A 21,513-nucleotide genomic window follows, 5' to 3' on the forward strand; every position below is an offset into this window, starting at 1 on the left:
GAGCAGAGATCCGCAGCATGCTTCGTGTAGCCGAGCATTTCGAGAAGTCCGACACCGGCCGAGCGCGCCGGGCGAACGAAGACAACTTCTTCGCGCGCGCGCCGCTGTTCGTCGTCGCCGACGGGATGGGCGGGGCGCAGGCCGGCGAGGTCGCCTCCAGAGTCGCGGCCGACACCTTCTCCGTCGGGCTGCCTGAGGGCGGCACGACCGAGGAGCGGCTCGTCACGCGCGTGCTGGAGGCGAACGCGAAGATCCACCAGCTCTCGACCGAGGACCGCGAGCGCGCCGGGATGGGCACGACGCTGACGGCCGCCTACCTCGACGGCGAGGAGCTGGCGGTCGCGCACGTCGGCGACAGCCGCGCCTACCTCTGGCGCGAGGGCGAGCTGACGCGGCTGACGCGCGACCACTCGCTCGTCGACGAGCTGGTGCGGCGCGGCAAGCTGACCGAGGAGGAGGCCGCCGAGCACCCGCAGCGCTCGATCATCACGCGCGCGCTCGGCCCGGAGCCCGATGTCGAGGTCGACACGCGTACCTACCGCGCGCAGGCCGACGACGTGCTGCTGCTGTGCAGCGACGGGCTCACCGCGATGATCTCCGAGCAGCTGATCGCCGGGATCCTGAGAGGCGCCGAGGGGCTGGAGGCGGCCGGCCGCGAGCTGGTCGACGCCGCCAACGCCGCCGGCGGCCGCGACAACATCACCGTCATCCTCTTCCGCCTCGAAGAGGTGCCGACCGGCGGCGTCGTCGAGCCGACGACCGCCGCGACGGCGGCGCTGGAGCAGCCGACGCAGGTCGACGGGAGCGCCGAGCAGGTGCGCGCGGCGGTCGCCGCAGCCGAGCCGGCGACGGCCGAGCAGCGCGTCGTCAAGCCGCGCTCCGGGGCGGCCGGGGTGCCGCAGGAGGTGCCGGCCGTCGCGGCCGCGCGCCGCCGCGCCGCCGAGCGCGCCGACCAGCCGCTGCCCAAGCGCGTGAAGATCTTCGCCGCGACCGTCTCGACGCTGATCGTGCTCGTGATCCTCGGCGTCGCCGGCATGTTCGCGACGCGCGCCGTCTTCTTCGTCGGCACCGACGACCGCGGCATGGTGACGATCTACAAGGGCCTGCCGTTCGACCTGCCGGCCGGCATCAAGCTCTACTCGCAGTACTCGATCTCCGGCGTCCCCGCCGCCGCCGTCCCGGAGGCGCGGCGCAAGGAGCTGCTCGACCACCAGCTGCGCTCGCGCACCGACGCGCGCGACCTCGTCGCCCAACTGGAGCAGGGAAGACTCTCGCCATGAGCGCCCGCAATCGCGAGCTGCTCGGGCTGATCCCCGCGTCGCTGCTCGTGACCGCGGGCTTCGCCGCCGTCTTCATCGAGCGCGGCTCGCTGTCGCAGAACGAGCTGTCGGACCTGTCGCTGACGTACGGCCTGATCTTCCTCGGCCTCTGTCTCGGCGCCCACATCTTCCTGCGGATCGCGCTGCCCTACGCCGACCCGTACCTGTTCCCGCTCGTCGCCGTGCTGGCCTGCTTCGGGCTGGTGATGATCTACCGCATCGACGACACGCTCGCGCGGCAGCAGGCGCAGTGGTTCGTCGTCGGGCTGCTGCTGTTCGCGGCGACGATCGTCTTCCTGCGCGACTACCGCAAGCTGGAGCAGTACCGCTACGTGATCGCGGCCGCCAGCCTCGCGCTGCTGTGCCTGCCGCGCCTGCCGGTGATCGGCGCGCAGGTCAACGGCGCCTACCTGGGGATCCGCATCCCGGGCGTGATGGTCTTCCAGCCGACCGAGTTCGCGAAGCTCGGGATCGTGATCTTCCTCGCCAGCTACCTGCGCGACACGCGCCAGGTGCTGGTCGTCGGCGCGCGCCGCGTGCTGGGCGTGACGCTGCCGCCGCTGAAGCACTTCGCGCCCCTGCTGCTGGTGTGGGGGATGGCGATGCTGCTGCTGATCGTGATCCGCGACCTCGGCTCGTCGCTGATGTTCTTCGGCGCCTTCCTGGCGCTGCTGTACGTCGCCACCAACCGCTTCTCGTTCGTCTTCATCGGGCTGCTGCTGTTCGGCATCGGCGCCTGGTACCTCGGCACGCACGTCTCGCACGTGACCGACCGCGTCGACGTCTGGCTGGACCCGCTCAACCCGGCCCGCTACGGCAACGAGGGCTACCAGATCGCCAACTCGCTGTTCGCGCAGGCCGACGGCGGGCTGCTCGGGCGCGGCTTCGGCGGCGCGCTGCTGGAGACGCCCAACGGCTTCCCGCTGCTGCCGGCGCGTGAGACCGACCTGATCTACGCGCTGATCGTCAACGAGCTGGGCCTCGTCGGCGCCGCCGCGCTGCTGATCGTCTACCTGATGTTCGTCGAGCGCGGCTTCAAGACGGCGCTGCTGGCGAGAGACTCGTTCTCGACGCTGCTGGCGGTCGGCCTCGCGGCCGTCTTCGCCCTCCAGGTGTTCGTGATCGTCGGCGGCGTCACGAACGTGATCCCGCTGACCGGCGTGACGCTGCCGTTCGTCTCCTACGGTGGCTCCTCGATCCTCGCCAACTTCGTCCTGCTGGCGCTGCTGCTGCTCGTCTCCGACAAGGCACGGCGACCGGCGTGAGCGTCCCGATCATCCGCCTCTTCCTCGCGATCGTCGTGCTGTTCGCGCTGCTGGTCGCGTGGACGTCGCGCTGGACGATCTTCCAGGCCGACGACCTGCGCGCGAACACGCTCGACAAGCGGCCGCTGTTCGCGGCGCTGAGAGTGAAGCGCGGCGCGATCACGACCGAGGGCGGCGAGGTGCTCGCGCGCAGCGTCAGAACGAGAAACGGCGACTACGAGCGCGACTACCCGACCGATTCGCTGTTCGGCCATCCGGTCGGCTACGCGAAGCTGCTGACGGGCGAGCTGTCGGGGCTGGAGCGGTCGCGCAACGACGAGCTGTCGGGCACGACCAGCGAGCTGAACTCGGTGCTCGACCAGCTGCAGGGCAAGCGGCGCGCCGGCAACACGGTCGTGACGACGCTCGACCCGCAGGCGCAGCAGGTCGCGACCGACGCGCTGGACGGGCAGAAGGGCGCGGTCTTCGCCTTCGACCCGCGCGACGGCGCGGTCAAGGTGATGGTCTCCTCGCCCGGCTACGACCCGAACATGGTCAACGGCGAGGGCGGGCTCAGCGAGCTGAACAAGGACGCGGCGAACGCGCCGCTGCTGGATCGCGTCACACAGGGCGCCTATCCGCCCGGCTCGACCTTCAAGGTCGTGACGGCGGCGGCCGCGCTGGACTCCGGCAAGTTCACGCCGGACTCGACCTTCGACGGCAGATCGGGCCGGGTCGTCTCGGGCGTGCCGCTCAGAAACGACGGCGGCCAGGACTTCGACAACCCGTCGCTGACGACGTCGCTGACGTACTCGGTCAACACCGCCTTCGCGCAGATGGGCGAGCAGCTGGGCAAGCGCACGATGGCCGACTACATGGACAGATTCGGCTTCTACAGACTGCCGCCGCTCGACTACCCGGACGAGCAGATGATCAAGTCCGGCGAGCGCAGAAACGGGCGCCTGGTGCCGGTCACGAGCCCGTCGGTCGACGTCGGCCGGATGGCGATCGGCCAGGACAGACTGCTGGTGACGCCGATCCAGATGGCGATGGTCGCCGGCGCGGTCGCCAACGGCGGCAAGCTGATGGAGCCGCACCTGACCGACAAGGTCGTCGACCCCGACGGCCGCACCGTCAAGACGATCGAGCCGAAGCAGTTCAGCCAGCCGATCTCCGAGCAGACGGCGTCCGAGCTGACGCAGATGATGGGGCGCGTGGTCGAGGAGGGCACGGGCAGCGAGGTGCAGCTGCCGGGGATCGACGTCGCCGGCAAGACCGGCACGGCCGAGATCGACGTCGCCAACGACATCGCGCAGCCGTGGTTCATCGCCTTCGCGCCGGCCAGCGACCCCCAGATCGCGATCGCGGTCACCGTCGAGCGGACCGTCGGCGGCTTCGGCGGCACCGTCGCCGCGCCGATCGCCCGTGACGTCCTCGCGTCCCTGTTGCAGAGATGACCGAGATCGCCCCCGACACGATCATCGACCAGCGCTACAAGGTGCTCTCGCGCATCGGCGCGGGCGGGATGGCGGAGGTCTTCGTCGCGCAGGACCAGTCGCTCGGGCGCAAGGTCGCGCTGAAGCTGCTCTACCCGCGCTTCGCCAACGACGCCGAGTTCGTCGAGCGCTTCCGCCGCGAGGCGTCGAGCGCCGCCAGCCTCCAGCACCCCAACGTCGTCGGCATCTACGACCGCGGCAGATGGGACGGCACGTACTACATCGCGATGGAGTACATGCCTGGGCGCACGCTCAAGCAGGTGATCCTGCAGGACTCGCCGATCGACCCGGTGCGCGCGATCGACCTGACGGTGCAGGTGCTGAAGGCGGCCCGCTTCGCGCACAGGCGCGGGATCGTCCACCGCGACCTCAAGCCGCACAACGTGATCGTCGACGACGAGGACCGCGCCAAGGTCACCGACTTCGGGATCGCGCGCGCCGGCGCCTCCGACATGACCGAGACCGGCTCGATCATGGGCACGGCGCAGTACCTGTCGCCCGAGCAGGCGCAGGGCCAGGCCGTCTCGCCGCAGTCCGACCTCTACTCGGTCGGCGTGATCCTGTTCGAGCTGCTGACCGGCCACGTCCCGTTCGACGCCGAGTCGGCCGTCACGATCGCGCTCAAGCACGTCTCCGAGCCGGCTCCGCCGCCGAGCGCCTTCGACCCGGCGGTCCCGCCGGAGCTCGACGCGATCACGCTGTGGGCGCTGGAGAAGGAGCCCGCCAGACGGCCGCAGGACGCCGACGCCTTCATCCACGCGCTGGAGGAGACGAGGGAGTCGATCCTCGGGCGCGAGAACCCCGGTCAGCGGACCGCCTCCTTCCCGGCGGCCGCCGTGCTCGCCGCGGAGGGCCCGCCGACGACCGAGGAGGCCGTCTGGGAGGAGCAGCCGCAGCGCAGACGGCGCGTGCCGTGGTGGGGGTGGGTGCTGGCGCTGCTGGCGATCGGCGGCGTCGCGGCCGCGATCGTGCTGCTGACGCAGACGAAGCAGGTCACCGTCCCGGGCGTCGTCGGGCTGCAGCTGCAGACGGCGCAGGACCGGCTCGAACGGGCGCAGCTGAGATCGCGGATCGAGACGGTCAAGTCGACCAGACCGGTCAACGAGGTCGTCGCCCAGACTCCCGCCGGCCGCAGAAGAGTCGACGAGCAGTCGGTCGTCGTGCTGAGCGTCTCCGGCGGGCCGGGGACGGTCGAGGTGCCGGCGGTCGACGGCGGCACCGTCGAGGAGGCGAAGCTGAAGCTCGCCAACGCCGGCCTGAAGGCCGGCAGAACGATCGAGCAGGCGAGCGACAGCGTCCCGTCCGGGACCGTGATCAAGTCCTCGCCGGCCGCCGGCGACGACATCACGCCCGGCAACAGCGTCAACCTCTACGTCTCGACCGGCCCGGCGCAGGTGTCGGTCCCCAACGTCGTCGGCTACGCGCAGGCCGACGCCGAGAGCACGCTCTCCGACGCCGGCTTCAGAACGACCGTGAGCGAGCAGGAGTCCTCGACCGCGAGAGTCGGCGCCGTGATCTCGCAGGACCCCGGCGGCAACACGAAGGCCGACCCCGGCGCGACGATCGCGCTCGTCGTCGCGAGAGCGCCGGCGGTCACGATCCCGAACGTCGTCGGCAGCAGCGAGCAGGACGCGACCGCGGCGCTGGAGGCGAGAGGGCTGGAGCCGCGCGTCTCGCGGCAGGCGGTCGACGACCCGGCGCAGGACGGGATCGTGCTGTCGCAGCGACCCGGCGGCGACACGCAGACGACGAGCGGCAGACCGGTGCGGATCGTCGTCGGCCGCTACACGGAGCCGACCCCGCCCGACAACGGCGGCGGCGGTGACAGCGGTGGCGGCGACGGCACCACGACGACCCCCGGCGCCGAGCAGCCCGGCAGATCCGAGTTCGGCAGAGGCCAGGGCGGCGGCGCCGACGACAGCTCCGGCGGCGCCGGGCAGGGCTGAGGCCGGGCGCTCGGACAGCGCCCGCGCCTGAACGTCCAGGCGCGCAAGAAGTCGTTCAAGTCCGCGCACGGGTGGCCGATCACCCGGGTCGAACACGGAGCAACAGGCTGGACCGCACGCTGCGGAGGCTTCGCTCCACCTTCCGACCAACGGACCCTGACGAGGACAAGGATGCTTGAAGGCCTCTATTCGGCGGCCGCCGGCATGGCGGCGCAGCAGCAGCGGATCGACGGCGTCTCCAACGACCTCGCGAACGTCAACACGACCGGGTACAAGCACGTCCGGGTCGGCTTCAGAGACCTGCTCTACAACCCGCAGGGTCGTGAGGCGGGCGCGACCGTGACCGCCGGCGCCGGCGCCGCGGCCAGCTTCGTCGGCCGCTCGCAGGCGCAGGGCGCGCTGCTGACGACCGACCAGCCGCTCGACCTCGCGATCGCGGGCCCCGGCTACTTCCAGGTCAGAACCGCCGACGGCAACCTCGCGCTGACGCGCGACGGCAGCTTCCGCGTCGACCCGACCGGCCGCCTCTGCAGCGCCGACGGCGCGCTCGTGCAGCCGCCGATCCAGCTGCCGCAGGGCACGCCGATCGACAGAGTCGCGATCGGCAGAGACGGCAGCGTCCGTGCCGGCGGCCAGACGGTCGGCCGCATCCAGCTCGTCAACGTGACCGCGGCCGACGGCCTGCGGCCGCTCGGCGACAACCGCTTCGAGGTGACCGCCGAGAGCGGCCCGGCCGCCGCCGCCGGCAACGGCACGCAGGTGCTGCAGGGCCGCCTCGAGGGCTCCAACGTGAACATGTCCGACGCGATGGTCGACATGATCAACGCCCAGCGCGCCTACCAGCTCGCCTCCAGAGCGATCGCCATGCAGGACCAGATGATGGAAGTCGCCAACCAGGTGAAGCGCTGACCATGAGCCTTCCTCCGATCGACAGCGCGCTGCTGCCGGCCGACATCCGCCAGTCGTCGCAGACGCGCAGAGACGCCTACACGGCGTCGCTGGGCTTCGAGCAGCTGCTGGTCCAGCAGCTGACCGAGTCGCTCGCCGACTCCGCCAGAAGCGCGATGGGCGGCGATTCGCCGTACGCGAACATGCTGCCGCAGGCGATGGCCGACGGCATCATGGGCGCCGGCGGCCTCGGCCTCGCGCGCCAGCTGACCGACGCGATGGCGCCGGCCGACACGACCTCCACCGGCCCGAAGGGAACCGCGGCATGAGCGCCCTCAACGCCCCGGCGCATCTCGTCGACCCGCTCCTGACCAACGACGTGATCGCCCATCTCGACGGGCAGATCGCCTCGGCGGCCCGCCTGCTCGAGATCGTGATGGCGCAGCACGCCGCGATCGAGGCGCGCGACATCGACGCCGTCGTGCGCGAGGTGAGCGCCTTCCAGGCGGAGTTCCAGCGCCGCATCCGGATCGAGGACGAGCGCAACAGGCTGCTCAGCCGCGCCGCGCGCGCGCTCGGGCTGCACCCGTCCGAGGTGACGATCACGCGCATGACGCTGCTGATGGCGCCGCACCACGGCCAGGTCGCGCAGACGCGCAGCTCCGAGCTGCAGCGCCTGCTGACCGAGCTGACGCGCCAGCACACGCTCAACCAGCAGCTGATGAAGCAGGAGCTGGCCTTCCTCGACCACCTCCTCAACGCCGTCGAGCCGATGGCCGCGCTCGGCTACGCGCCCGGCGGCACCGTCAACTCGATGCCGGTCGCGCAGCTGCCCGGACATCACGCCCTCGACCTCCACGCCTAGCGGACCAGGAACATGCCGATCTCATCCTTCATGGGCCTGCAGACGTCGCTGCGAGGCCTGATCGCCCATCAGCAGGCGCTCAACACGACCGGTCACAACCTCGCCAACGCGAACACGGTCGGCTTCTCGCGCCAGGAGGCCGTGCTGGCCGCGATGCCGGCACTGACGCTGCCGGTCAACTCCGGCACGACCGGCTACGGCGCCCAGCTCGGCACCGGCGTCGACGTGCTGCAGATCCGCCGCATCCGCGACAGCTTCCTCGACATCCAGTACCGCGCGGAGTCGATGCAGCTCGGCAACGCGGCGACCAAGTCGCAGTCGCTGGAGCAGGCCGAGCTGGCCTTCGCGGAGCCCTCCGTCAACGGCATCAACCAGCTGCTCGGCAGATTCTGGAGCGCCTGGTCGGACCTCGCGCAGGCGCCCGAGTCCGACCCCGCGCGCACGAACGTCGTGAGAATGGCGAACACGCTCGCGAGCGCCTTCCAGACGGTCTACGACCAGCTGACGACGGTCGCGACGCAGGCGACCGACGAGTACAACTCGATCACCGGCCCGGCCGGCGACGTCGAGGTGTGGGCGAGAGAGCTCGCGCAGCTGAACGACACGATCTCGCACGCGGTCGCCGTCGGCCAGTCGCCGAACGACCTGATGGATCGCCGCGACTTCCTGATCGACAGACTCTCCGAGCTGGCGCAGGTGTCGGTCAGAGACCTCGGCACCGGCGCGCTCAGAGTCGACTTCGGCGGCGTCACGCTGGTCGACCCGGCCGCCGCCGGCGGCTACACCTGGCCGCAGACGCTGACGAGCCCGGGCGGCAAGCTCGGCGCGCTGCAGGACCTTGGCTCGCCGACCGGCCCGGCGCTGACCTACCGTGCGAGACTCGACGCGATCGTGGCCGACTTCGTCACGAGAGTGAACGGCATCCACGCCGCCCCGACCGGCGTCAACTTCTTCGATCCGGCCGGCACGACCGCCGACAGAATCGCCGTCGTCGTGACGGCGAGAACGGTCGTCACCAGCAGCGACGGCACGAGCGGCAGAAACGACGTCGCCAACGCGATTGCGCAGCTGCGCGGCGGCAGCATCGACAGAAGCTACAGCTCGCTCGTGGGCGAGGTCGGCTCCGACGTCAAGGGGATCCGCAACTCGGAGGCCGTCCAGCAGGCGCTGGTCGACGCGATCGAGGATCGCCGCCAGAGCGTCCAGGGCGTCTCTCCCGACGAGGAGATGACGAACCTGATCCGCTTCCAGCGCGGCTACCAGGCGTCGGCGCGCACGATGACGACGCTCGACGACATGCTCGACACCCTGATCAACCGGACCGGAAAGGTGGGGCTCTGATGACCCTTCGCGTCACGTCCTCGATGACCGCCCGGCACACGATCCGGGATCTCAACAACGGCGCCAACACGCTCTCCGCGCTGCAGCGCAAGATGTCCTCGGGCATGGAGATCACGAGACCGTCGGACAACCCCTATGGCACCAGCAAGGCGCTCGCCCTGCGCGGCGAGGTCGAGGGGCTGCAGCAGTACCAGAGCAACGTCGGCGACGGCACCTCCTGGCTCAATGCCAGCGACGCCGCGCTCAGCAAGATCAACGACGCCGTCCAGCGCATCCGCGAGCTGCTGATCCAGGGCGGCACCGACTCCGCCGGCCCGGCCGCGCGTGAGGCGGCGGCGACCGAGATCGACCAGCTGATCGAGTCGGTCAAGCAGGAGGCCAACGTCCAGTACGCCGGCCGCTACATCTTCTCGGGCACGGCGACGACGACGCGCCCGTACGACGTCGGCTCCGACGTCTTCGCCGGCAACGCCGACACGATCCAGCGCGAGATCGGGCCCGGCGTGATGCTCGACATCAACGTCGACGTCTCGGGCGTCTTCGGCAACGGCCAGGGCGCCGCCGACAACCGCCTGCTCGACACGCTGCGCGACATATCCGACGACCTCCGCAGCGGCGACGGCGACAGACTGCGCGGCACCGACATCGTGCGCCTGGACGCCAGCCTCGACGCGCTCAACGCCGTCCGCGCCGACGTCGGCGCCCGCACCAACCGGCTGACGATCGCCGACGGCCGGCTCGCCGCGCTGGAGGAGAACTCGACCGACCTGCTGTCGAAGGTGCAGGATGCCGATACGGTGAAGACGCTGATCGAGTACACGACGCAGCAGTCGGCGTACAACATGGCGCTGAAGGCCGGCGCCAACGTGGTGCAGTCGTCCCTGATGGACTTCCTGCGATAGCGACGGAGGAGAAGACTCCCTTGTCACACACGATCGAGAGCACGCGCTTCGGCCAGATCGAGATCGATCCCGCCAGCGTGGTCGAGTTCCCGCACGGCATGATCGGCTTCGAGAGCCGTCGTTTCGCGCTCGTCGCGCGCGACGCCGACGCCGATTTCCTCTGGCTGCATTCGGTCGAGGACCCGGCGCTGGCGATTCCCGTGACCGACCCGCGCCGCTTCTTCGGCTCCTACGAGGTCGAGATGGCCGACGAGGAGCGGGAGCGGCTCGGCCTGCCGCAGCTCACCGCGACCGACATCTATGTCACCGTTCGTGCAAGCGACCAGCTCGAGGACTTCACGGCCAACCTGCGTGCGCCGATCGTCATCTCCGAGGGCCGCGGTCACCAGGTGATCAACCAGGTGGCCGAGGCACCATTGCGCGCGCCGTTGTTCGGCGAGCTCGCGGAGAAGGCGGCCGACGCCGCGGATCGCGCCGCCTGAAGCAGCTCGGAGCCGGGTCGGACACCCGCTTCCAAGGAGGAACCGTCGTGCTGATCATCACCCGGAGGCCGGGCGAGAAGATCGTCCTCGGCGACGACATCATCGTCACGGTGATGGAGGTCAGCGGCCAGACGGTCCGCCTCGGCATCGACGCGCCGAAGTCGCTCCCGATCTACCGCGAGGAGATCTGGGCGGCGGTCAAGCAGGAGAACGAGGCGGCGGCGACGGCCGGCGACCTCCCGCCGCTGCCGAGACGGGCGAAGAGAGCGTAGGGCGCGCCCGCGCGACGAAATCTCCGTCCCAGGGCCGGACTCGACGCTCGCACGTCGTAATGTGGGGGTAGTGAGCACGCTGCTCGGAACGCTGCTGAACGACCGCTATCGACTCGAGGCCCGGATCGGGACCGGCGGCATGTCGACGGTCTACCGCGCGCTCGACGAGACGCTCGAGCGGCAGGTCGCGATCAAGCTGATGAATCGCGAGATCGCGTCGGACTCCGACCAGCTCGAGCGCTTCCGGCGCGAGGCGCGCGCCGTCGCGCAGCTGTCGCACCCGCACATCGTCGGCGTGATCGACGCCGGCGAGGACCATGGGCGCCCCTACATCGTCTTCGAGTACGTCGAGGGCGAGACGCTGAAGGAGCGGATCCGCCGCCTCGGCCAGCTGCCGGTCGGCGAGGCGGTCGCCTACGCGATCGAGATCGCGCGCGCGCTCGGCGCCGCCCATGCGCGCCACATCGTCCACCGCGACGTCAAGCCGCAGAACGTCCTGATCGACGAGGAGGGCAGCGCCAAGGTCACCGACTTCGGCATCGCCCGCACGCTCGACGAGGACGGCCTGACGCAGGACGGCCGCGTGCTCGGCACGACCGACTACGTCTCGCCCGAGCAGGCGCTCGGCCACGACGTCTCGGGCCAGTCCGACCTCTACTCGCTCGGCGTCGTGCTGTACGAGATGCTGACCGGCCAGGTCCCCTTCAGAGGCGAGAACCAGGTCGCGGTCGCGATGCAGCACGTGCGCGAGGAGATCCCCGACGTGCGCGTCCTGCGGCCGGAGGCGTCGGCCTCGCTGGCGGCGGTGATCGATCGTGCGACGGCGAAGGACCTGCGCGACCGCTACCGCAGCGACGAGGAGCTGATCGCCGACCTCGAGGACGTGCTCGCGCTCGAGACGGCCCGCTCCGGCAGCGCGACCGGCGAGGCGACGGCCGTCATCAGAACGCTGCCGCGGCGCGCCCGCAAGCGCGTTCCGCTGCGCGTCCGCAGACCGGAGTGGATCGCGCTGCTGGCGCTGGTCGCGGTGATCGCCGCGATCGCCGTGATCGTGCTCGTCGTGCTGAGAGGCGAGAGAGGGACCGGGACCAGCGGCGAGCGCGCGACCGGCGTCGGCAGAGAGGGCCAGGTCGAGCAGCTGCGCGAGATCAGCCTCAAGAGCGACGGCGCCAGAGACTACGACCCCGAGGGCGACAGGACTGAGCACGCCGAGGAGACGGCCGCGGCGGTCGACAAGAACCCGTCGACCTTCTGGAGCACCGAGACGTACGAGGCGCGGGACCTGCAGAAGGACGGCGTCGGCCTGACCGTCGACGTCTCGCCCGGTGCGGTGCTGCGGCGGATGGTCGTCAAGACGCCGACGCCCGGCTTCACCGCCGAGGTCTACATCACCGCCGGCGACGTGCCGGAGTCGATCGACGACCCGGCCTGGAGAAGAGTCGCGGCGGCGACGAGAGTCGGCGCCAAGCAGGCGATCGACCTCGACAGCGCGGGCCAGGAGGCACGCCACGTGCTGCTGTGGATCACAGCGTTGCCGCCGGGCGGCGACAACGTCAAGATCAGCGAGATCCAGCTCTACCGCTGAGGCGGCTGCGGCGCTAGACCGAGCCGCCGGTGGCGTTGCCGACCTGCGTCGCGGTGCGGCGCAGCGTGTCGTCGATCGTCTGGATCGTCTTCTGGCCGGCCTCGTAGGCGCGGAAGGAGGCGATCATGTCGACCATCACGCGGGCGGGGTCGATCCCCGAGCCCTCCAGCGCGCCGACCTGCACCTGGCCGTCGGCCTGGCCGGCGGCGGCGCCGGTGAAATAGTTGTCGCCTTCCTTTCTGGCGCCGCCGACTCTGAAGACGCCGACCGCGTCGGCGGCGACGGTGCCGTTGGCCGCGACGCGGACGGGTCCGCCGCCTCTGCCGAGCACCTGGTTGCCGTTCTGGTCGATCAGCAGGCCCTGCGGGGAGGTGCCGAACTGGCCGTTGCGGGTGTAGCGGACGCCCTGCGGCGTCTGCACGCCGAAGAAGCCCTCGCCCGCGATCGCGAGGTCGAGCGGCTCGTCGGTGACGCGCGTCGCCTGCGGGGCGAGGTTGGTCACCATCGAGTCGGCGTAGGCGCCGGTCCCGAGCGGGCCGACGACCTGGCCGGTCGTCGTGTTCGACAGCAGCAGCTCCGGGAAGCTCGACTGCGTGACGCGATCGGCCTTGTAGCCGGGCGTCGAGGCGTTCGCGAGGTCGTTCGCGATCGCGTCCTGCCGCATCTGCTCGGCGATCATCCCGGACGCCGCGATGTAGAGACCACGTTCCATTGACCCGGGTGATCGGCGGCTCGGCCGCGGTCTTGAGCACGGCTGGACAGGCGCTGGACGGGCCGCTTGCGCCGCCGCCGCGCGGGCTACCCTGAGCGCGTGCAGATCGCCGTCAACGCCATGCTGCTGCGGGCCGCCGCGCCCGACCTGGCGCTGATCCCCGGCCGCTCGCTGATGGCGAGCGTGATCGAGCGCGGGCCGCAGAACGTCGGCATCATCAACCTCGCCGGCGCGATCCTGACCGCCGAGCTGCCGGAGGACGTGAGACCGGGCGACCGGCTGCGGCTGGTCGTCAGAGAGTCGACCAACGAGCGGCTGCTGATGCAGATCGCGCCGCCGCGCGAGGCGCAGCACGCGGCCGCGACGCTGCAGCCGCCGGCGCCGGCGGAGGTGAACCTGCCGGGCGGGCGCGCGATCGCGCTGGTGGAGCGGCGCACGGGCCGCGGCGGCGGGGCTGCCGGCGGCGAGGAGGAGGCCGTCGCGCTGCGGCTGAGACTGCCGGCGCTGGGCGAGGTCGAGCTGCACGTCTCACAGGACGCGGCCGCGACGCGGGTGCGGGTGCTGCTGGCGCCGGAGGCGGTGGCGCTGGGCGCGCAGCGCTCGCAGCAGCTGCGCGCGGCGCTCGAAGCGCGGATCGGACGCCCGGCCGACGTCGCGGTCGCGCCGCGACGTCAACCACTCGACGTCTATGCCTGAAGAGCGCCAGTCCCCCGACCGCGTGCTCTCGCAGGCGCTGGACCAGTTGGCGCTCGGCGACCTTCCCGAACCGCTGTGGCATGCGGTCGCCGAATCGCTCGACTGGCTGGACCGGCTCGACGCGGAGGCGGCGAGCCGGGGCGAGGCGACGAGGCCTACGCGACCTCGCTGAAGAGGACGGAGTCGGCGGACAGCTCTTCTCTGAGCATCCGCTTCAGCTGTCCGTGGATCTGACAGACGCGGCTCTCGGAGACACCGAGGATTCCACCGATCTCGCGCAGCGTGAGGTTCTTCACGTACAGCAGCACCGCGACCTCGCGCTCGCGCCGCGGCAGCCGCTCGAAGGCGGCGCGGAAGCGCATCTTCGCCTCGTCACGGGCGGTGTGGTGCTCGGGGTCGGCGAAGCGATCCTCGCTGACGAGCGTGTCTATGCGCTCGATCGCGGTCTCGTCGTCGCTGAGCACGAGCGTGTTGAGCGAGGTCACGTCGGAGGCGACGATCTCGTCCTCGCGGGCGCGCAGCTCGCTGACCGTCGAGCCCAGTGCGCCTGCCAGTTCCTCGCGAGAGGGCCGCCGGCCGTGGACGCCGATGAAGTGCTCGCGCGCCTGGTTGATGTCGCGCTCCCAGCGGCGCAGCGAACGCGGCGCCCAGTCCTGGCGGCGCAGCTCGTCGAGCACGGCGCCGTGGATGCGGGTCCACGCGAACTGCTCCAGCGTCGCGCCCTTCTCCGGGTCGTAGCGCTCGATCGAGTGGATCAGCGCCTCGAGGCCGCAGGAGATGAAGTCCTCCACCTCGCAGCGAGCGGGGATCTCGCGGACCTTCTTGTAGACGATGTACTTCACCATCGGCGCGAACGTCAGGACCAGACGATCGCGAACGGCGCGATCGCCGCTCTCCTTGTACTGCCGCCACAGCGCCAGCGCATCCTCAGCGGAGATCCGCTGGTGACGCCTCGTGTCGAGCTTCATGCTCCGGTGCCTTCCTGGGGGTTCGAGGGACTGCTTTGCGGTTGGGGGCTGCGCGGCTGGTATCGGACATCCAGAACGCGACCTGGATAGCCCGATTGAGGTACCAAACGTCCAACATACGTCCACTGATCCGTGTGATGGGGTTTAGCTGCCGATAGACGCGCTGGCGTATGTGCGCTCGCCAAAACCCAGGGTTTGCGGGGACTTCTCCAAGGGCGACGGGGCGGACGGCTCAGGTCGCACGCGCCGCTGCCGATGACATGAGCGTCCGTTCCGTCCGACTCGAGAGCGCCCCTCCGGAGGTAGATCGCTCATGGCAACCGGCCGCACCACCAGTTCTGTGCCGACGGCGCAGCGCCTGATCGAGCGCGGCGACGTCGCCGGCTACCTCGCGCTGTTCTCCGCCGCCGCGGAGCTCAGCACGCACGAGCGCTACCGCACCCGCCGCGACCTCGCGCAGGCGGCGATCGACGCCGCCGGGCGCGACACGCCCGAGCAGGCGCGGCCGCTCCAGCTCGCCGCCACGCGCGAGCTGCTGACGCTGCTGGAGCAGGAGCCGCGCGAGCCGGTGCTGCTGAGCCAGGCCGGCGCGCTGCTGCGGCTGCTGTCCAGCTGCGGCGCGGCGCAGGCGCTGTTCGAGGCCGCGCTGCGGCTCGACGGCTCGCTGACCGCCGCGGCCGACGGGCTCGCCGCCACGATCGGCCGCCGGCGCGTGCCGCAGCAGGCCGATCCGGCCGTGCTCGGCGAGCTGGCGCCGCGGGCGCTGCGCGTCGCCGAGCGGGCGCATCCGGCCGCCGGCAAGACGCTCTCGCTCTGCATGATCGTCAAGGACGAGGAGGAGATGCTGCCGCGCTGCCTCGCCGCGGCGGCGCCCGCCGTCGACGAGATCGTCCTCGTCGACACCGGCTCCAGCGACCGCACCGTCGAGATCGCCGAGTCGTTCGGCGCGCGCGTCCTGCGCTTCCCCTGGACCGGCTCGTTCTCCGAGGCCCGCAACGTCGGCCTCGACGCCGCCAGCTGCGACTGGATGCTCGTGCTCGACGCCGACGAGGTGCTCGTCGCCGACGACGTCGCGCAGCTGCGCGCGGCGCTCGGGCAGACCTGGCGCGAGGCCTTCTACGTCTCCGAGATCAACCACACCGGCGAGCTCGACGAGGGCAGCTCGACGACGCACACGACGCTGCGGCTGTTCCGCACGCGGCCCGAGTACCGCTACAGCGGCCGCTTGCACGAGCAGATCCTCGACAAGCTGCCGGCGAAGCTGCCGGAGCGGATCGCGACGGCGCCGGTGCGGATCGAGCACTTCGGCTACCTCGGCGCCGTGCGCGACGCGAAGGAGAAGTCGCGCCGCAACCTGGAGCTGCTGGAGCGCCAGCGCGACGAGGGCGACGACTCGGCCTTCATGCACTTCAACATCGGCGCCGAGTACTTCTCGCTCGGCGCCGTCGAGCGCGCGCTGGCGGAGTTCGAGCGGTCCGCCGAGCTGCTCGCGGCCGAGCCCGACGGCGGCAGCGGCGGCTACCTGCCGGCGCTCGCCCGCCGTCACGTCACGACGCTGCGCGCCTGCGGCCGCGAGCAGGACGCGATCGCGCTCGCCGAGCGCCAGCTCGAGCGCTACCCCGACTTCACCGACCTCGTCTTCGAGCAGGCCGGCGCGCTCTACTCGCTCGGTCGCGTCGAGGAGGCGATCGCCCGCTACGAGCGCTGCCTCGAGCTGGGCGACGCCAGCAGCAGCTACTCGGCCACGCTCGGAGCGGGCAGCTACCGCCCGACGATCGCGCTGGCGGAGATCGCGCTGGAGCGCGGCGACGGCGCGCATGCGCTCGCGCTGCTGGACGCCGGCCTCGCCGAGTTCCCCGGCTTCCAGGGCCTCGTGCTGCCGTACGCGACCGCGCTGCTGGCGACCGGCGCGCCGGCCGACGTCGTCGTCGCGCAGGTCGAGCAGCGCGTCGAGGCGGTCACCGCGACGATCCGCTTCATGCTCGGCACGGCGCTGATCGAGCGTGGCGAGGTCTCCGCCGCGGCGGCCCAGTTCGAGCGCGTCGTCGAGCAGCAGCCGGGCAGCGCCCGCGGCCGCATCGCGCTCGCCGACGCGCTGCTGTCGATGCGCGGCTGGGACGCGGCGGCGACCGCTGCCGCCGGCGTCCCCGACGCCGATCCGCTGGCGCCGACCGCCCGCCGCAGCGAGCTGTTCGCGCGGCTGGCCGGCGGCGACCTCGACGGCGCGGCGGCGATCCTCGCGCGCGGCGCCGAGCTGCAGGAGGGCGACCGCGAGCTGTTCTCGGCCTGGCTCGCCGCCGCCCGCGGCGAGCGCGACGCGACGCCGCTGCCGGCGGCCGCGGTGAAGCTGCTGGACGTGATCCTCGAGGCGCTGCTGCGGGTCCAGGAGGTCGAGCTGTTCGGCCTGCTCGCACCGCTGCTGGAGCGGACGCCGGTCGCGCCGCGCGTGCGCCGCGAGCTGCTCGCCGGCATGTACCTGCGGCGCGGCTTCCTCGCCTCCGCCGCGGAGGAGTGGCTGACCGTCTGCGAGCGCGAGCCCGACGTGCCCGCGCTGCTGGGCCTGGCGCAGGTCGCCGCGGCGCAGGGGATGACCGAGGAGGCGCTCGACTTCGCCCGCGAGGCCCGCTCGCTCGACCCGGAGAACGCCGATGCGGCGCGTGCGCTCGCACGGCTCGAGCCGCTGGCCGCGTAGCGGTCAGCGCTCGTACGCCTGTCCAGGCGGTCTCAAGCCCGTCGCGGCGCGTCCGACCACGGGGGTTGACCGTAAAGGAGACGGCGTTCCACCGGGGGGTGGGCGCCTGGAGGACACGCCCATGAACCTGGACGTCGCGCCAGTCGGACCGAGCAGCTATCGCGCCTACGACGAAGCTTCGTCGTTGCAGCGCCAATCGCGCACGGCTCCCAGCGGGCGTGACACGGCGCACATCGGCGAGATCCCGGCGAGCCCGCCGCCGGAGGTGCTCGCGGCGATGGACGCGGCCTCCCGCGCCTACCAGAGACTTCGTGCCGACGGACGTGAGCTGCGTTTCGCGCAGGACGCCGACACCGGCCGTATGACGATCGAGGTGCGAGACCTCGAAGGCAAGCTGTTGCGCACGATTCCGCCGAGCAGACTGCTCGACGTCGCTACCGGAGGAACTTTCGACTGATGTCGACCATGAGTATCGGAGGCCTCGCGTCCGGCCTCGACACCACGTCCATCATCGCCCAGCTGATGGCGATCGAGAAGCAGCCGCGCACGCTCCTCGACACCAAGCAGACGCTGATCCAGACCAGACAGGCGCTGCTCAAGAACTTCCAGACGCAGCTGAAGACGCTGCAGACGGCGGCGGCTGACCTGCGCTCCGTCACGCTGTTCCAGCAGACGCAGGCGGTCGAGTCCAGCGACGCGACGAAGGTGTCGGTCTCCTCCACCAACGGCGCCGGCGTCGGCGGGTACCAGATCGAGGTCCAGCAGCTCGCCAACGCGGCGCAGCGGACGTTCGCGTACACCGCGCCTGCGGCCGACACGACGATCAGAATCGGCGGTCACGACACCGTCATCAGAGCCGGCGCGACGGCGCAGGACGTCGCGACCGCGATCAACACCGACAGAGACGCCGAGGTCTACGCCGCGGCCACCTCCGACGGCACGATCGTGCTCTCCAGACGCCAGAGCGGCGCCGACGGCGGTGCCTTCATCCAGGTCAGCGGCAACGCCGGCGTGCTGACGGAGGACAGATCGCTGGAGCGCGCCGGCAGAGACGCGATCTACACGGTCGACGGCGTCAGCAGAACCTCCTCCAGCAACATCGTCAGAGACGCCGTCGCCGGCGTCACCGTGACGCTGAAGGCGCTCACGACGACCTCCGGCCCGGTCACCGTCACGGTCGGCGCGCCCGGCGCCGACACCGACGCGATCACGAGAAAGGTGCAGGCGTTCGTCGACGCGTACAACGCGACGGTCGAGATGATCCGCACCAAGCTCGACGAGAGACCGGTGCCGGATCCGCGCTCGCAGGAGGACATCAGAAACGGCGTCGCCGACTCGCGCCTGTCGACGCAGAAGACGGCCGGCTCGCTCTACGCCGACCGCCAGCTGAACGACATGCTGACGACGATGCGCCAGGCGATCTACACCGAGGTCGCGGGCACCGTCAGAGGCCTCAGATCGCTCACCGACATCGGCATCACGACCGGTGCGATCTCGTCGACGACCTCGGCCGACACGCTCAGAGGCAAGCTGACGCTCGACACGAGAAGACTCTCCGACGCGCTCACGAACGACCCCAACGGCGTCCGCACGCTGCTGGCCGGCGTCAACAGCGCCGGCGGCTTCGCGCGCGACTTCGAGAGACTGATCAACGAGCAGGTCAAGTCGGGCGGCATGCTCGACGCCCGCGTCACCGGCGCCGACGACGAGCTGCGCGTGCTGAGATCGCAGATGGCGCAGATGGATGCGCGCCTGGACCTGCGCCAGAGATCGCTGCAGGCGCAGTTCACCGCGCTGGAAGTGGCGATGTCGAAGAGCCAGACGCAGAGCCAGTGGCTCTCCGGGCAGCTCGCCGGCCTCTCCAAGTAAGCCGCACCCGTTTCGGCAGCGCGCGCCGGCGGACCGCTTCCAGCGGCCCGCCGGCGCCGCCCGTTAACGGACGTTCAAGGCTGCGGCGAGGTGGTCGGAAAGCTGACGAAAGCTCCTCTTCGCTGCACATTGGCGGTCGTCCGAAGGTCCAGCCGCTAAATCTCGCCGCGCCGCCGTCGATCACCCGGACTGGGACCCCGATCGGGCCCCATGTTGTCCCTCGAACCCGGAAGGCCCATGAGCACCCATCTCGCGGCATCGCCGCAGGCCTATCGTGAGAGCGCGGTCTTGACCGCGCCCCCGGAGCGGCTCGTCGTCATGCTCTATGACGGCGCCAGACGCTTCCTCTACCAGGCCGCGGTCACGATGCGCAGTGGCGACGTGCAGACGTCGCATGAGCGGCTCCGCCGCGCGGAGGCGATCATCGATCACCTGCTCGCGACGCTCGACATGAGCCAGGGCGAGATCGCCCTCCAGCTGGAGTCGATCTACATCTTCTGCCAGCGGCTGATCGGCGAGGCCCGCATGAAACAGGACGCCGACAAGCTCGACAAGGTCAGCGAGCTGCTGGGCGAGCTGCGCGACGCCTGGGATCAGGTCGCCTCCGCGCCGCAGGCGGCGCGCGCGTGAGCACGCTCGAGCCGTATGAGCGCCTCGCCGCGCTCGCCGAGCAGGAGCTGGCGCTCGTGATCGAGCAGGAGCTCGACGCGCAGGCGCTGTCGGCGCTGCTGATGGAGCGCGACTCGGTCGTCGCCGCGCTGCCCGGCCGGCCGCCGTCGGAGGCCGCTCCGCCGCTGGCGCGCGCCGCCGCGCTGCAGGAGCGGATCACGCTCGAGCTGGCGACGCGCGTCGCCGAGACGAAGCGCTCGCTCGGCCTCGTCGAGCAGGGCCGTCGCACCGCACGCGGCTACGGCGACCAGCGCCCGGCCCGCGGCGCCTTCGAAGCCGCCGGCTGAGCCCGTCACGCCGATTCACCACTCAAGTACCGCCGTGACCGGCCGATGTTCTCGCGTGAAGACCCTCATGGAGGGGGGTCCACCGACTCCCACGGACGGCAGGAAAGGACCCTCGACCCGATGAGCCTCTTCGACAGCACCCAGCTTGCGCTCGAGACCGCCATGCGCGGCGCCTCGATGCGTCAGGAGCTGCTGACGAACAACCTGGCGAACATCAACACGCCGGGCTACCAGCGTCAGGACCTCGACTTCCACAGCGCGCTCAAGAGCGCGCAGGCGTCCGGCGTCGACCCGACCGAGGTCAGCTTCCGCCCGTCGACCGACCCGACCCGCACGGTCCGCGCCGACGGCTCCGGCCTCGACGCCGACCAGGAGTCGGCCACGCTCGCCAAGAACACGCTCGAGTACCAGGCGCTCGTGCAGGTGCTCGGCGCCCGCAACACGATCATGCAGATCGCGATGGGTGTCCGCTGATGGGCCTCTTCGACGCGATCGACATCGCCGGCTCCGGCCTGACGGCCGAGCGCCTGCGGATGGACGTGACCGCGGAGAACCTCGCCAACGCGCAGACGACGCGCACCGCCGACGGCGGCCCGTACCTGCGCAAGCAGGTCGTCCTGCAGCCGGCCGGCGACAGCTTCGGCACCGTCCTGACCGGCGCGATCGGCGGCGTCCGCGAGACGCAGTCCAGCCGCGGCGTCGAGGTCGGCGGCATCGTCGAGGACGCGACCTCGACGCGGCTCGTCTACGACCCCAGCCATCCGGACGCGAACGCGCAGGGCTACGTCGCGATGCCGAACGTCAACCCCGTCACGGAGATGGTCGACCTGATCAGCTCCTCCCGCTCCTACGAGGCGAATGTGACTTCCATGCAGTCCGCCAAGCAGATGTTCACGAAGACGCTGGAGCTGCTCAGATGATCGCTGCGATCGATCCCTCGATGGTCGCCGGCCTCACCGACCAGTGGCAGACGCCGGACGTCACGCAGCTGCCCGGCGCAAACTTCCAGGATCCCTCCGTCGAGGGCGTCGGCGGCGTCGACGGCGGAGGATTCGGCAAGCTGCTCTCGAACGAGATCGGCAAGCTCAGCGACCTGCAGACCAACGCCGCCGTGCAGGGCCAGTCGCTCGCCGACGGCACCGCGACCGACCCGGTGACCGCCGTCATGGCCGTCGAGAAGGCGCAGATGGCGATGCAGTTCGCGGGCCAGATCCGCACCAGAGGGTCCGAAGCCCTCACCGAGATCTTCCGCACCCAGATCTGATCTCGCCTTCCCTCTG

General features: G+C 71.0%; 24 protein-coding genes. 22 read left to right on the top strand and 2 right to left on the bottom strand.

Annotated elements, in window-relative coordinates; all coding sequences use genetic code 11:
• Positions 1–17: 17 nt before the first annotated feature.
• The 12 genes from Q7L73_RS06420 (at position 18) to Q7L73_RS06475 (ending at position 12,340) form a co-directional block, all read left to right on the top strand.
• Positions 18–1,280: a Stp1/IreP family PP2C-type Ser/Thr phosphatase gene (locus Q7L73_RS06420; protein ID WP_304687157.1), complete on the top strand. Its 1,263-nt coding sequence runs from the start codon at positions 18–20 to the stop codon at positions 1,278–1,280.
• A complete protein-coding gene (locus Q7L73_RS06425) occupies positions 1,277–2,584 on the top strand; it encodes an FtsW/RodA/SpoVE family cell cycle protein (protein WP_304687159.1) in 1,308 nt (435 codons plus the stop codon). Before Q7L73_RS06420 ends, Q7L73_RS06425 begins: the two co-directional genes overlap by 4 nt.
• The gene (locus tag Q7L73_RS06430; protein ID WP_304687160.1) at positions 2,581–4,020 is read left to right on the top strand and encodes a penicillin-binding protein 2; all 1,440 of its coding nucleotides are present in this window, start codon (positions 2,581–2,583) and stop codon (positions 4,018–4,020) included. The genes Q7L73_RS06425 and Q7L73_RS06430 overlap by 4 nt, the downstream gene beginning before the upstream one ends.
• A complete protein-coding gene (gene pknB / locus Q7L73_RS06435) occupies positions 4,017–6,005 on the top strand; it encodes a Stk1 family PASTA domain-containing Ser/Thr kinase (RefSeq protein WP_304687164.1) in 1,989 nt (662 codons plus the stop codon). Before Q7L73_RS06430 ends, pknB begins: the two co-directional genes overlap by 4 nt.
• A 171-nt stretch (positions 6,006–6,176) precedes the next feature.
• A complete protein-coding gene (locus tag Q7L73_RS06440; RefSeq protein WP_304687166.1) occupies positions 6,177–6,914 on the top strand; it encodes a flagellar hook-basal body protein in 738 nt (245 codons plus the stop codon).
• Between the two features lie 2 nt (positions 6,915–6,916).
• Positions 6,917–7,222 (top strand): hypothetical protein, encoded by a 306-nt coding sequence (locus tag Q7L73_RS06445; protein ID WP_304687167.1) that lies wholly within the window; start codon positions 6,917–6,919, stop codon positions 7,220–7,222.
• Positions 7,219–7,758: a flagellar export chaperone FlgN gene (flgN, locus tag Q7L73_RS06450; RefSeq protein WP_304687169.1), complete on the top strand. Its 540-nt coding sequence runs from the start codon at positions 7,219–7,221 to the stop codon at positions 7,756–7,758. The genes Q7L73_RS06445 and flgN overlap by 4 nt, the downstream gene beginning before the upstream one ends.
• A gap of 12 nt (positions 7,759–7,770) precedes the next feature.
• Positions 7,771–9,099, top strand: coding sequence for a flagellar hook-associated protein FlgK (gene flgK / locus Q7L73_RS06455; RefSeq protein WP_304687170.1), 1,329 nt, complete (start codon positions 7,771–7,773; stop codon positions 9,097–9,099).
• Positions 9,099–10,001, top strand: a complete 903-nt coding sequence (gene flgL / locus Q7L73_RS06460) for a flagellar hook-associated protein FlgL (protein ID WP_304687175.1) — start codon at positions 9,099–9,101, stop codon at positions 9,999–10,001. Before flgK ends, flgL begins: the two co-directional genes overlap by 1 nt.
• Positions 10,002–10,021: 20 nt before the next feature.
• On the top strand, positions 10,022–10,483 hold the full coding sequence (gene fliW / locus Q7L73_RS06465; RefSeq protein WP_304687185.1) for a flagellar assembly protein FliW: 462 nt from the start codon (positions 10,022–10,024) through the stop codon (positions 10,481–10,483).
• Between the two features lie 47 nt (positions 10,484–10,530).
• On the top strand, positions 10,531–10,755 hold the full coding sequence (gene csrA / locus Q7L73_RS06470; RefSeq protein WP_304687190.1) for a carbon storage regulator CsrA: 225 nt from the start codon (positions 10,531–10,533) through the stop codon (positions 10,753–10,755).
• Between the two features lie 70 nt (positions 10,756–10,825).
• Entirely contained in the window at positions 10,826–12,340 is a 1,515-nt protein-coding gene (locus Q7L73_RS06475) for a protein kinase (RefSeq protein WP_304687192.1), read from the top strand.
• 13 nt (positions 12,341–12,353) lie between these two features.
• Here the strand turns inward: Q7L73_RS06475 and Q7L73_RS06480 are convergent, their stop codons facing one another.
• A complete protein-coding gene (locus Q7L73_RS06480; protein WP_304687194.1) occupies positions 12,354–13,052 on the bottom strand; it encodes a flagellar hook-basal body protein in 699 nt (232 codons plus the stop codon).
• Positions 13,053–13,151: 99 nt separating this feature from the next.
• Here Q7L73_RS06480 and Q7L73_RS06485 point away from each other — a divergent pair, with 99 nt between their 5' ends.
• Both Q7L73_RS06485 and Q7L73_RS06490 read left to right on the top strand, forming a co-directional pair.
• Positions 13,152–13,748, top strand: a complete 597-nt coding sequence (locus Q7L73_RS06485; RefSeq protein WP_304687196.1) for a hypothetical protein — start codon at positions 13,152–13,154, stop codon at positions 13,746–13,748.
• Entirely contained in the window at positions 13,741–13,920 is a 180-nt protein-coding gene (locus tag Q7L73_RS06490) for a hypothetical protein (protein ID WP_304687198.1), read from the top strand. The genes Q7L73_RS06485 and Q7L73_RS06490 overlap by 8 nt, the downstream gene beginning before the upstream one ends.
• Here Q7L73_RS06490 and Q7L73_RS06495 read toward each other — a convergent pair.
• Positions 13,904–14,716 carry a sigma-70 family RNA polymerase sigma factor gene (locus Q7L73_RS06495; protein WP_304687200.1) on the bottom strand — a complete coding sequence of 271 codons (813 nt, stop codon included), beginning with the start codon at positions 14,714–14,716 and terminating at the stop codon, positions 13,904–13,906. The genes Q7L73_RS06490 and Q7L73_RS06495 overlap by 17 nt on opposite strands.
• A 313-nt stretch (positions 14,717–15,029) precedes the next feature.
• Here Q7L73_RS06495 and Q7L73_RS06500 point away from each other — a divergent pair, with 313 nt between their 5' ends.
• The 8 genes from Q7L73_RS06500 to Q7L73_RS06535 all read left to right on the top strand — a co-directional run bounded on the left by Q7L73_RS06500 (position 15,030) and on the right by Q7L73_RS06535 (position 21,497).
• The gene (locus Q7L73_RS06500; protein WP_304687202.1) at positions 15,030–17,408 is read left to right on the top strand and encodes a TPR domain-containing glycosyltransferase; all 2,379 of its coding nucleotides are present in this window, start codon (positions 15,030–15,032) and stop codon (positions 17,406–17,408) included.
• A 121-nt stretch (positions 17,409–17,529) separates the two neighbouring features.
• Positions 17,530–17,865, top strand: a complete 336-nt coding sequence (locus Q7L73_RS06505) for a flagellar protein FlaG (protein WP_304687204.1) — start codon at positions 17,530–17,532, stop codon at positions 17,863–17,865.
• An 8-nt stretch (positions 17,866–17,873) separates the two neighbouring features.
• Positions 17,874–19,277 carry a flagellar filament capping protein FliD gene (gene fliD, locus Q7L73_RS06510; protein ID WP_304687207.1) on the top strand — a complete coding sequence of 468 codons (1,404 nt, stop codon included), beginning with the start codon at positions 17,874–17,876 and terminating at the stop codon, positions 19,275–19,277.
• Positions 19,278–19,514: 237 nt separating this feature from the next.
• On the top strand, positions 19,515–19,907 hold the full coding sequence (gene fliS / locus Q7L73_RS06515) for a flagellar export chaperone FliS (RefSeq protein ID WP_304687213.1): 393 nt from the start codon (positions 19,515–19,517) through the stop codon (positions 19,905–19,907).
• On the top strand, positions 19,904–20,233 hold the full coding sequence (locus tag Q7L73_RS06520; RefSeq protein ID WP_304687215.1) for a hypothetical protein: 330 nt from the start codon (positions 19,904–19,906) through the stop codon (positions 20,231–20,233). Before fliS ends, Q7L73_RS06520 begins: the two co-directional genes overlap by 4 nt.
• Positions 20,234–20,353: 120 nt before the next feature.
• A complete protein-coding gene (flgB, locus tag Q7L73_RS06525; protein WP_304687217.1) occupies positions 20,354–20,707 on the top strand; it encodes a flagellar basal body rod protein FlgB in 354 nt (117 codons plus the stop codon).
• Positions 20,707–21,153: a flagellar basal body rod protein FlgC gene (gene flgC, locus Q7L73_RS06530; RefSeq protein WP_304687221.1), complete on the top strand. Its 447-nt coding sequence runs from the start codon at positions 20,707–20,709 to the stop codon at positions 21,151–21,153. Before flgB ends, flgC begins: the two co-directional genes overlap by 1 nt.
• The gene (locus Q7L73_RS06535) at positions 21,150–21,497 is read left to right on the top strand and encodes a flagellar hook-basal body complex protein FliE (protein WP_304687224.1); all 348 of its coding nucleotides are present in this window, start codon (positions 21,150–21,152) and stop codon (positions 21,495–21,497) included. The genes flgC and Q7L73_RS06535 overlap by 4 nt, the downstream gene beginning before the upstream one ends.
• Positions 21,498–21,513 lie beyond the last annotated feature (16 nt).

Source organism: Conexibacter sp. CPCC 205762, from assembly GCF_030646155.1.
Taxonomy (GTDB): domain Bacteria; phylum Actinomycetota; class Thermoleophilia; order Solirubrobacterales; family Solirubrobacteraceae; genus Conexibacter.